We start from the raw sequence: 11839 nt of genomic DNA, 5'->3' as shown, positions 1-11839 counted from the left end.
GATAACCCATTTTTTATTCTTTACTTTCAAAAAAGAATTCGTATTGTATTTTATATAATTCATCATCCGTTGGCTCTTCAAGAGGAATTGCTTGTAAGACCACTGTATACTCACCATTTGGAATAGGTATTTGAAATTTATTTGAAAGAATACTCGTTATAACGATACTTTCATTTTCAACTGTAAAAGGAACCGTAATCGTTCTAATCACTTCTTCTTTTTCAATATGTTTCCCTGGGGTCACTTTCACTTCACAAGTATAATCAGAAAGTGCTTCAAAAATAACAGTTCCCTCTGCCTCAGCATAACCTCTTTCAAAATCTTCATCCGTCCAGTCTACATAAGGCTGCTCACCGTCATAGTTCATCAACATTAATTGCGAATAAGAAATTGTTAACTCCATAGTTCCCGTTCTCCTTCATTATGAAATGTACAACTACTACTTCACTTCAAATTTCACACGCGTACCATCTGGATATTTATCTAACTTATTCCCTACCCAAGAGCCTGCTCCGCGGTTATCCGCCGGACTTATATATTCAATATGTGCTCCTTTTCCGCCTTCCTTGCACATCGCCATTGGCCATTCATCACGATCATACCCTTTTTTTGAAGGATATGGTGCTAACGACAATTTCCTTCTATCTGCAGCACCACCACGATCGATTGTACAAACTTCTGAATGCCCTTCTTTTATAGCATCCGTAATATGTTTTCCTGTCTCTGGATAACGTTCTTTCGGAAATTCTAACACTTGATCATACGTATTCGTTTTCTTTACACTTGTTTCCTCTGGCACAAGTACTTCATAAACTGCTACTAAAATAGACAGAATTGCGATAATTGAAATGATAATACCTTTTAATTGCTTCATGTATACCTCCATGTTTCTACCAGTTTCTTTTTTCCTCCGTTATTATAACAAACTTCTCCTGTATATGTTTTCAGACATTATTTTAGTTATTCCTTGCCATTCCGCCAAAAACTTTCATTTTTTCACTAATGCTGTAGAAAACTAATAGCCTTCCGACATTCTTTTTCAAAGGAAGTCCTCATAAAAGATTGAAATGATATATACGATACTTTTTGGGGAGGAAATATCATGGAAGCTACTTATAAAACGAAAGATGTCACGAATAAAACAGGCATCCCAAAACATATAGTCCGCAAATATAGTCAACTGTTAGAGGAACATGGCTATATGATTTCTAAAACAGCTGATGCTCGTATTTATAAACTTGATGATTTAAAACTATTGAAATCTATACATGAAAGAGCTGCTACATTACAAGAAGATATTTCAGAAACGATACCGATTATTTTAAAAGAAAAAGAGGCCCCACCTGTACCAGTTATACAAGATAAGCAAGAGATACAACCGAAAGAAAAGGAAGATGGACGTAACTTTGAGGAATTCATGTTGAAACTTGAAATGCTAGCTCAATTAAATGAAGCAATTATTCATCAAAATTCTACTCTAATTACACAAAATCGTTTAAAGGATGAGAAACTAGATGAATTGATGCAACAAGTTTATGTAAAAGAAGGCTCTCAAGAAAAAATGCTTCAAGAGTTAGTCGAGCACGCCGCTCAAACAGATGCATTACAAAAAGAAAAGATGGACTTATTAATGAATCATATGTATAAACGAGAATCCAAACAGGAAGAAAAAATGAATAAACTTGTTAGTCAAATTTATAACAAGGACAGTAATCGTGATGCACAGCTTATGCAAGTTATTCGAGAAATTCAAGAAACAAAAAGAATGGTTGCTGCCTCAAAAGAGCAAAGTTTCTTTCAAACATTTAAAAGTTTATTTAGCCGAGCAAAACAAGAAAAAACAAATGAATAAGCAATATAAAATAAAAAGTTACCTTCCATCGGTAACTTTTATTCCTTATTTTGTACAGCTGGTAATATAATAATTGCTTCAGTGCCTTTTCCACTTTCACTCTTATATTCCAATGTACCATTATGCGCTTGTAAAATACTAAATGTTACCATAAGCCCTAATCCTGTCCCTTTTTCTTTTAAAGAATAATATGGTTGCCCCAGCCTTGCTAACTGTTCTTTCGTCATACCAACACCACTATCTTTAACTCTTATTATGATTGTTTCGTCTTTTTGAATAGCTGTTACTTTTAAATATCCTTTATTTCCTTGAATTGCTTCAATACCATTTTTAACAACATTCATAATAGCTTGCTTCAACTTTGTCTTATCACCAATCGTATAAAGACTTTCTGAAATTTCAACTTGTAAATATACACCTTGCATCGCTGCAAATGACGACATGAGAGTGGTCATTTCTATTAATTGGGCTGATAAACAAATGTGTTCTTTTTTCTCAATTTGCGGCCTTGCTAAATTCAAGTAATCTGAAATAATTTGTTCCGCCCGATCCAATTCAGCTAATACGAGACGCATATAATCCTTATTCTTCACATCTTCCGTACTTTCTAACAATTGGATAAATCCACGAACAACAGTAAGTGGATTTCGAACTTCATGTGCCACACTTGCTGCTAACTCACTTACAATATTAAGCTTTTCTGATTTTTGCATCTCTGTACGTAGCAATGCATTTTCGTTTAAATATTCAGTTAAATACACCTGAAATACCATTGTCATGACCATGATAAGCGAGGCAAATATAAATCCGCTATATATTTGCGAAATATACGGTGTAAATCCTGTTTCCAAAAGAACATTAATCATGCCTAATACTAAAGAAACAAGCACATAAAATGATGAAATCATAAATGCTAAAATTAATTTCTTATCCCTTGAAAAAAGAGACCATTTCTTTGATAAAAACAGCGGAACTATCAATAGAAATATTACTTCTAAAACTGGAAGAAAGCTCATTCCCTTTAGTAACCATTCATATGCAACAAAAATAACCGCTGGGATTAAACCAACAATCCCACCATATAAAAAACCACTGACAATTGGAATGGGGTGAAAGTTATACCCACACACATTGCCAAAACAAATAGAGTATGTCATGGAGAGAACGAGCGTAACGCTAGATAAAAACATAATAAAGTAACGATTTGGCTTCGGAGGCATTTCTTGATAGCGATTTAAACGAATCGCTTCATATAAAAATAGTGGCAAAATTATGATGGCAATTTGAATCAATAAATCACGGATAAGCTCCATAACCTCTCATCCCCTATATGTATTTTGATATGATTATATCATTTTATAGGTGTATTTGTTTTAAAATTTTGATTTTTCTTAACATATTTGTTAATTCTTTGTTAACAACTCATCATAATTGTTACAGATTTTCGAAATGATTGTAAACCCTGTACCAAATTTCCTTCGTGCAGTATACAATGAATACGGATTACAAAGAAAATATAAAAATACTTTTTTAGACGGACAACTATAGCAAAATACAGCATATAATCCATACTATCTATGTTTACAAATAAGTGATCATTACTTTAGTAGGAGGAAGATAAATATGGCGGGTACTACGCTTGTTTTAAAAGAAGAAAATTTGGTTGTTCTAGAAAATGTTGAAAAATCAGTATATGAAGAATTACAGCATAAAGCAGGAGATGAAAATTGCACATGTGCTGTGAACGAATCAGTTGTTCACCTTGGCAAGGTATCCTCTGTACTCTGGAATGAAGATGAAATAGATTGGGAATACGGATATTAAAAAGTCGCTTATAGCGGCTTTTTTCTCTTTTCTCTCTCTTTCTAAATTACATATACAAAGCGCGATCATAGAAAATATGATAAAATGAACTTAATTTTCAAACGGAAGAAAGGGAGATACAATGGAACAATTCATTAACCCTAGAGTGAAGGACATCCAAATTTCTGGAATCCGTCAATTCTCTAACATGATTCAAAACTATGATAATTTGATTTCTTTAACAATCGGACAACCCGATTTCCCTACACCTTCTCTCGTAAAAGAAGCTGCAAAACGGGCTATTACAGAAAACTATACAAGCTATACACATAACGCTGGTTTACTAGAATTACGCAAGGCAGCTTGTAACTTCGTAAAAGATAACTACGATTTACACTACTCACCTGAAAACGAAACCATCGTTACAATCGGTGCTAGCGAAGCAATTGATGTTACATTTCGAACGATTTTAGAGCCAGGAACAGAAGTAATTTTACCTGCTCCTATTTATCCAGGTTACGAACCTATTATTCGATTATGCGGTGCAACACCTATTTTTGTAGATGTTCGTAAAACTGGATTCCGTTTAACAGCTGAAGCGCTTAAAAATGCTATTACAGAAAAAACAAGATGTATCGTACTACCGTATCCTTCTAACCCGACCGGTGTAACTTTATCAACAGAAGAACTAAAAGATATTGTAGATGTTTTAAAAGACAAAAATATTTTCGTCCTTTCAGATGAAATTTATAGCGAGCTGGTATATGAACAAAAGCACACATCTATCGCTCATTTCCCAGAAATGCGTGAAAAGACAATTGTCATTAACGGTTTATCTAAATCACATTCTATGACTGGCTGGCGTGTTGGACTTTTATTTGCACCAAGCTATTTAGCTGGACACATATTAAAAGTTCATCAATACAATGTAACGTGTGCTACTTCAATCGCTCAATACGCTGCAATTGAAGCATTAACAGCAGCTAAAGACGCACCCAAAATGATGCGCCACCAATATAAAAAACGCCGTGATTACGTATATAATAGACTCACTCAAATGGGATTAACAGTTGAAAAGCCAACAGGTGCATTTTACTTATTCCCATATGTTGGTCATTTGACATCTTCATCATTTGATTTTGCACTTGATCTTGTCAAAGAAGCTGGACTAGCTGTAGTTCCTGGAACAGCATTCTCTGAATACGGTGAAGGCTACCTTCGCTTGTCCTATGCGTATAGTATTGAAACTTTAAAAGAAGGCTGCGACCGATTAGAAGCCTTTCTAAAGAAAAAAGCTAAGAGTTAAACTCTTAGCTTTTTTATGCATAATGATCACAAGTTTGACGTTTTAGTAATTTATGAGGAATAATGATACACTTTGCAGTGGATTCTGCATTCTCTACTTTATCAACTAAAGCTTTTGCTCCCTCATATCCCAGCTGATAAATATTCACATCAACTGTCGAAAGTGGAGGGCTCGCAATTTCTGATAATAAAGCATTATTAAAGCTTACAATAGAAACATCCTTCGGTACAACGAATCCTTTTTTAGAAAGAGCACTTAACACACCAAGTCCAATTAAGTCATCCGTTGCCATAATTGCCGTCGGCGGTTGCTGCAGTCCCATTAATTCCTCAACCGCTTGTTGACCACTTTCCCTCGAAAAATCAAAATGTAAAATATATTCTTTTGGTAATACAATGTCTGCTAATTTCAAGGCATCACTCATACCAGCTAAACGATCTCTCGTTACAAGTAAATCTGATCCACCACCAATGAACGCGATTTGCTTATGCCCTAATGAAATTAAATATTCTGCCACTTCTCTTGCAGCTGTATAATTGTCATTATCTACATATGTAATTTCATCTTTTCGATCATATGGTTTTCCTATTAAAACAAACGGGAAATTTTGTTCATGTAAATATTGAATAATCCGATCATTCTCTCTTGAATATAAAAGAATAATGCCACCAATTTGGCGTCCCTGTACCATCTTTACGACACCATTAAAAATTTCTTCTTCCGTTTCACCTGTCGACATGTAAAGCGCATAACCTTCTACGTGTGCAAATGAACTAATCCCTCTTATAACTTCTGGGAAAAATGGATTTTGAAAAGCTTTACTTGCAGAACTTGGCATAACAAGGCCAAGTGTTTTCGTCGTTTGGTTCGCAAGATTTCTCGCATTTAAATTAGGATGATACCCTAATTCACTCATTACTTTCCTAACACGGCGCTTTGTCTTTTCACTTATACTTGGATTATCAGCAATTACACGAGAAACTGTTGATGGTGCAACATTCGCTTGCTTCGCCACATCTTTAATTGTAACTGTCATAAAAATCCCCCTCCTCTCATTTCTCTGCCATTTTTCATATATTTTATCTCGCACTCATTGCAAGTCATAAATTTTTATTTCTTATATCTTGCAAAACTAATCCTATTCTCCCTCTTCATGTATTGTAAGGGATATAGCTATTTTTTCCTATACTATAATATACTATTTATTTGACATCTTTTCGCATGTGATGTCAAATCTCTTTTCATCTCCCTATAAAGTTATTTATGGGGAGATGAAAAGAAAAATGGGACGTAATGTCCCATTTTTCATCCTTTCGTACCTCCAGCTGTTAAACCGGAAACAAAATATTTTTGTAGTGATAGGAATAAAATTGAAATCGGGATCGCAATTAACACAGAACCCGCTGCAAACGTTGTAAATTCATTACCGAATTTCTTCGCAACCATTTCATATAATCCAACTGCCAAAGTATAATTTTCTGGTGTTCGCAAAATAATACTCGCTAAAATGAAATCTGTAAATGGACCAATGAAAGTAAATAACGCTACAACCGCTACGATTGGCTTTGCAAGTGGCATAATGATTTGCCAGAAAATACGGAAATGCCCTGCTCCATCCATTCGAGCTGATTCATCCAACTCTTTCGGAATCGTATCAAAATACCCTTTCATAAGCCATGTATTCATCGGAATTGCTCCGCCCACATAAATTAAAATTAATGCAAGATGTGTATCAAGTAATCCTGTTAACTGAGCTAATATATATAGTGCGATTAACGCTGCAAAATTCGGGATCATTTGCAAAATTAAAAATGTTAATAAACCATTCTTTCTTCCAACAAAACGATATCTCGAAAATGCATAAGCAGTAAAACTAATGGCTAGTACAGAGAAAATCATCGTCATTACGCTAACTTTCAAAGTATTTTTATACCAAAGTAAGTAATTACTTGAATCGAGATCAAGTAGCTTGCGATAATGATCTAATGTGGCATTTTTCGGAATAATACTTGACCCAGATAAACTATCCCCTGGATTAAACGATGAGCCAATTATCCATAGTAATGGATAGAAAATAATCGCACACATTATGAAGATAACTAAATAACTTAATGAAAGACGTAGCATCTTTTGTCGTTTAATATTCATTTACATCATATCCTCTTCTTGGAATGATTTTGTTCTCTTAAATTGCCATAACGCAACTGTAATAACAATTAACGATAAAATCATTGTAAGAGCTGCTGCTTTGCCGTACTGAGCCGAAGTCATCGTTAACTTATAGATCCATGAAATTAAAATATCCGTTCCACCTGCATTTTGTCCAGACACAGCAGGTCCTCCGTTATTAAATAGATAAATAATACTAAAATTATTAAAGTTAAACGTATATTGCGTAATTAATATTGGCGCTGTTGCATATAACACAAGTGGCAATGTAATTTTGCGGAACTGTTGCCAAGCAGTTGCTCCATCTACTGTAGCCGCTTCATATAATTCTCCTGGAATCGATTGCAATATACCTGTTGTCATTGCAAAGACGAACGGGAAACCAAGCCATGTTTGAATCATAATTAAAGCAATCTTTGACCAAAACGGGTCTGTCATCCAAGCAATCTTTTCAATCCCGAATAAAGCTAATACTTGGTTATTAATTGCTCCAAATGTTTCATTAAACATACCAGCAAATACAAGAATAGATACGAATGCTGGAACAGCCCACGGTAAAATAAAGATTGTTCGAATAATTGCCTTACCTTTAATACCAGGCTGATTTACGATAATCGCTAAAAAAATACCAAGTGCAACTTGTAATGTTGTTGCAACGAATGTCCAAATGACAGTCCAAGAAAATACACTTAAAAATGTATCTCTCCACATCGGTAATGTGAAAATATCAATAAAGTTTTTAAAACCCACCCAATCTACTAATTTAGCTGGAGGAGAATGATATAAATCATAGTTTGTAAATCCAATTAAAATTACGAAGATGATTGGAAATACGACAACAAAGATAAGTAGTAGAAAACCTGGTGAAACCATTAAATAAGGAAAGCCTTGATCTAACAAATTACGGTATTGCTCTTTTACAGAATTTAACGGTGTTCCTATATCACGTTTCTTTCCATTTTGATATGCATCATATAAGTTAAATGCATATATGCCGAGCCCAAACGCGATAACGATAAGTGCCAAGATCCCTTCTACTAATAGAAAGACAGAATGGTCACGTGGAACTTCTGTACCGAGCGTTACAATGCCCCATAATCCCATATTTAATAAATCAGCAAAGGCTACAATAAATGAACCTGTTAATACTAGAAAAATAAGACCTTTTACAAATTGTTTATTATATATTTGGCCCATGCCCGGAATGATTGATAACACGGTTGCCATTTTCCTATGCTTTGAATGGTTTAACCCCTTTGCAGGTTCCATAGATGTTTGCATGTTCCTTCCCCCTTTTTTCTTCCCACATGGAAGGGAGAGAATTCGTGCCCCTCATATTAGAGGCACGAATTTCACCTTATTTTTTCTTACTATGATTTGCCTCAATATTACCTTTAATTTGTTTCACTGCACTATCAAGTGCGGATTTTGGTGCTTCTTTATCTGATACAACTAATTGAAGCGCATCCCCAGCTGGTTTCCAAACTTCCTGCATTTCTGGAATATTCGGCATTGGAATTCCATTTTCCGATTGCGTCGCAACCGCTTTTGCAGCCTCATTTTCTTTAATGATTGGATCTTCCATTACTGATTTTACTGGTGGAATTTCTTTCGTTTTCTCAAAGCGAATTTTAGCATTTTCTTCATTTGTAACCCACTCAGTAAATTTTGTAGCTAAATCATTTTGTTTAGAGAAGCTTGTTACATGCCATCCTTTTACACCAACGAACGTTTTCATCGGTTGACCATTTGGTAATTTCGGCATTGGAGCAACACCATAATCTATTCCAGCCTTTTCCATCGCTTGGAATGCCCATGGACCATTCATAATAGATGCTGCTTTTCCTTCATTAAACAATCCATCTGCAGCTGAACCACCAGATTCACCGATAATACCTTTCGGGAATAACTTTTCTTTGTACCATTTTTGAATATATTCAGCACCTTGTACCGCACCGCTATTATTTAATCCAATATCATTTGCATTTGGCTTTCCATCTTTTTCACCAAATACATAACCACCCATACCTGCCATAAATGCATTAGCGAAGTAGAAGTTATCTCCTAGTGCTAAAAATCCGTATTTTCCATCTTTCGTAAAGTCTTTTGAGAAGTTAAACAGTTCATCCATCGTTTCGGGTGCTTTTTGCATCATTTTTTTATTATAAATAAAGATTGGTGTTTCAATCGCTTTTGGTAAACCGTATATTTTTCCGTTATATGTTTGTGCTTCTATTGATAAATCTGTAAATTTACTTTTTACTGTATCATCTACTTTCACTTCTGAAAGTAGCCCTTCTGTTACCGCATTACCAATATGATCATGTGGCAATGTTACAACATCTGGCCCTGTGCCAGCTGGACCGTCGAGACGAAGTTTTTCTATTTGTTTCGTCATCTGAACCTCTTCAACTTTTACTTTCACATTATATTTCTTTTCAAAACTTTTCACCGCTGGCTCTAGACCCACACCTTTTTTCTCATCTTCCCAAACAAGAAGGTCATAGTCTTTTTTCGCTTTACTTTCCTCTTTTTTCCCTGAATCTTTCGGTCCACATGCAGATAACATACCAATAGATAATGCTGAAACCGTTAATAATGATAATGCTTTCTTCATCCCAAAAACCTCCCTAAATTGTCTATGTACCTCAGTAACTGAAAACGTTTGCATTTAATAGTTTAATTGAAGCGCAAACAATATCTCAAGTCTATGAAAACGTTTGCGCTATTTGTCTATCATTATACATTCTTTTATTCATTTTGCAAATATTAATTTAAAAATTATGTCATTATACTCTTTATACATTGACTTTATATGAAATGAATACTACTCTTATAAGCAATATTAAAGCTACGAGAAAGGCAATCGTTTGCAATATAGGCTTTATTATTACACTTAAGGGAATACTATGTATAGAGATATTGAAGGGGGATTTTCTATATGTTTAAAGAAGCCATTTATCATAGGCCGAAAGATAATTATGCATACGCTTATGATGAACAAACAATTCACATCCGAGTACGTACTAAGAGAGATGATATTCAAAGCGCCGATCTTATTTACGGTGATCCTTACGAATGGAAAGACGGGAAATGGATATCATCAAGTACACCCATGAAAAAAACGGGTTCTACTGCATTATTTGATTATTGGTCCATTTCAATCGAACCCAAATTTAAGCGCTTACGTTATGGGTTTGAATTAAAATCTGAAACAGACACTCTTATTTATACAGAGCGAGGATTCTTTTCTAACATTCCAAATGATGATGTTGGTAACTTTTTCTGTTTTCCATTTATTCATGCAGATGATGTATTCAAAGCACCATCTTGGATTAAAGACACCATTTGGTATCAGATTTTCCCTGAACGATTTGCTAATGGCGATAGTACGCTGAATCCAGAAAACACTCTTCCCTGGGGAAGTACGAATCCAACTCCAACTAATTTTTTCGGTGGAGATTTTGCTGGTGTTATTCAAAACCTTGATTACCTTGTTAAGCTTGGCATTTCCGGAATATATTTCACACCTATTTTCAAAGCTCATTCAAACCATAAATATGACACAATTGACTATATGGAAATTGATCCACAATTTGGGACGAAAGAAACTTTCAAAGAGCTCGTTGAAGAATGTCATAAGCACGGTATAAAAGTAATGCTCGATGCTGTGTTTAATCATAGTGGATACTTTTTCGAGAAATTTCAAGACGTACTAGAGAACGGTGAGAAGTCCGCATATAAAGAGTGGTTCCACATTCATGAATTCCCAATTATAACCGAGCCACTTCCAAATTATGATACTTTCGCCTTTACACCGTATATGCCTAAATTAAATACAGCTCATCCAGATGTAAAAGAATACTTACTTGAAGTAGGACGTTATTGGGTACGAGAATTTAATATAGATGGCTGGCGCCTTGATGTCGCAAATGAAGTCGATCACAATTTTTGGAGAGAATTCCGAACTGAAATAAAGACATTAAATCCTGAAGTATATATTTTGGGAGAAATTTGGCACGATGCCCTTCCATGGCTACAAGGCGATCAATTTGATGCTGTCATGAGCTACCCTGTTACAAACGCTCTACTTTCTTACTTTGCTAACGATTCCATTAAAGCAAGTGAGTTCATGAAGCAAATTACAGAATCTCTACATTCCTACTCTATGAATGTAAATGAAGCAGCCTTTCATTTATTAGATAGCCATGATACTCCAAGAATTTTAACAACATGCAACGGAGATAAAAATAAGTTGAAATTGCTCTATGTATTCCATCTTTCTTTCATCGGCTCTCCATGCATTTATTACGGAGATGAAATCGGCATGGATGGTGGTATGGACCCCGATTGCCGTAAATGTATGATTTGGGATACTAAAGAACAAGATCATGCATTATTTACACATATACAAACATTGATTTCATTACGAAAACAACATGAAGCTTTTGGAGGACATGGTACTTTTCAATTCATCGAAGCAAATGATGAACATAATTATATTTCTTATACGAAAACATATGAGGATGAAACTATCTTTTTCGTTTTAAACCCTACTAATAGTGAAGTTACAGTTTCACTCCCTCTTCATGTTACTGGTAAGAAAATAATTAACATTTATACAAATGAAGAATTTTCAGCGGAAGCAAGTGTATTACAAGTTACACTTCCTCCATATGGATTCTCCATATTAAAATGGTAATCCAAAA

The 11839-nt window shown here is 34.8% G+C and carries 11 protein-coding genes; 4 read left to right on the top strand and 7 right to left on the bottom strand.

Features of this window, described 5'->3' with window-relative positions; genetic code table 11:
• Nucleotides 1-13 precede the first annotated feature (13 nt).
• Together N2V92_RS14850 and nucA are read right to left on the bottom strand one after the other, a co-directional pair.
• A complete protein-coding gene (locus N2V92_RS14850; RefSeq protein ID WP_000424022.1) occupies nt 14-403 on the bottom strand; it encodes a competence protein ComJ in 390 nt (129 codons plus the stop codon).
• Between the two features lie 36 nt (nt 404-439).
• Complete coding sequence (gene nucA / locus N2V92_RS14845) at nt 440-874, bottom strand: DNA-entry nuclease (RefSeq protein WP_000811494.1); 435 nt, start codon at nt 872-874, stop codon at nt 440-442.
• A gap of 228 nt (nt 875-1102) precedes the next feature.
• On the opposite strand from nucA, the gene N2V92_RS14840 reads away from it, so the two are divergent.
• A complete protein-coding gene (locus tag N2V92_RS14840; RefSeq protein ID WP_000388468.1) occupies nt 1103-1852 on the top strand; it encodes a DUF3967 domain-containing protein in 750 nt (249 codons plus the stop codon).
• 38 nt (nt 1853-1890) lie between these two features.
• Here N2V92_RS14840 and kinB read toward each other — a convergent pair whose 3' ends face one another.
• Nucleotides 1891-3165, bottom strand: a complete 1275-nt coding sequence (gene kinB / locus N2V92_RS14835; RefSeq protein WP_000420369.1) for a sporulation sensor histidine kinase KinB — start codon at nt 3163-3165, stop codon at nt 1891-1893.
• 310 nt (nt 3166-3475) lie between these two features.
• On the opposite strand from kinB, the gene N2V92_RS14830 reads away from it, so the two are divergent.
• Nucleotides 3476-3676: a hypothetical protein gene (locus N2V92_RS14830; protein WP_000929277.1), complete on the top strand. Its 201-nt coding sequence runs from the start codon at nt 3476-3478 to the stop codon at nt 3674-3676.
• A gap of 121 nt (nt 3677-3797) precedes the next feature.
• Complete coding sequence (locus tag N2V92_RS14825; protein ID WP_000434586.1) at nt 3798-4961, top strand: aminotransferase A; 1164 nt, start codon at nt 3798-3800, stop codon at nt 4959-4961.
• Nucleotides 4962-4974: 13 nt separating this feature from the next.
• On the opposite strand, the gene malR is transcribed toward N2V92_RS14825, so the two are convergent.
• The 4 genes from malR to N2V92_RS14805 all read right to left on the bottom strand — a co-directional run bounded on the left by malR (nt 4975) and on the right by N2V92_RS14805 (nt 9747).
• Nucleotides 4975-5997: a maltose operon transcriptional repressor MalR gene (gene malR / locus N2V92_RS14820; protein ID WP_000219054.1), complete on the bottom strand. Its 1023-nt coding sequence runs from the start codon at nt 5995-5997 to the stop codon at nt 4975-4977.
• A gap of 269 nt (nt 5998-6266) precedes the next feature.
• The gene (gene malD / locus N2V92_RS14815) at nt 6267-7109 is read right to left on the bottom strand and encodes a maltosaccharide ABC transporter permease MalD (RefSeq protein ID WP_001022600.1); all 843 of its coding nucleotides are present in this window, start codon (nt 7107-7109) and stop codon (nt 6267-6269) included.
• Nucleotides 7110-8411 (bottom strand): maltosaccharide ABC transporter permease MalC, encoded by a 1302-nt coding sequence (malC, locus tag N2V92_RS14810; protein WP_001194983.1) that lies wholly within the window; start codon nt 8409-8411, stop codon nt 7110-7112.
• 76 nt (nt 8412-8487) lie between these two features.
• The gene (locus tag N2V92_RS14805; RefSeq protein WP_000709931.1) at nt 8488-9747 is read right to left on the bottom strand and encodes an extracellular solute-binding protein; all 1260 of its coding nucleotides are present in this window, start codon (nt 9745-9747) and stop codon (nt 8488-8490) included.
• Nucleotides 9748-10071: 324 nt separating this feature from the next.
• On the opposite strand from N2V92_RS14805, the gene N2V92_RS14800 reads away from it, so the two are divergent.
• The gene (locus N2V92_RS14800; RefSeq protein WP_000471787.1) at nt 10072-11832 is read left to right on the top strand and encodes an alpha-glycosidase; all 1761 of its coding nucleotides are present in this window, start codon (nt 10072-10074) and stop codon (nt 11830-11832) included.
• Nucleotides 11833-11839 lie beyond the last annotated feature (7 nt).

Origin of the sequence: Bacillus sp. CH_48 (genome assembly GCF_038008465.1) — a bacterium.
GTDB classification, from domain to species: domain Bacteria; phylum Bacillota; class Bacilli; order Bacillales; family Bacillaceae_G; genus Bacillus_A; species Bacillus_A thuringiensis_S.
This window is presented reverse-complemented; position numbering and strand designations above follow the sequence as displayed.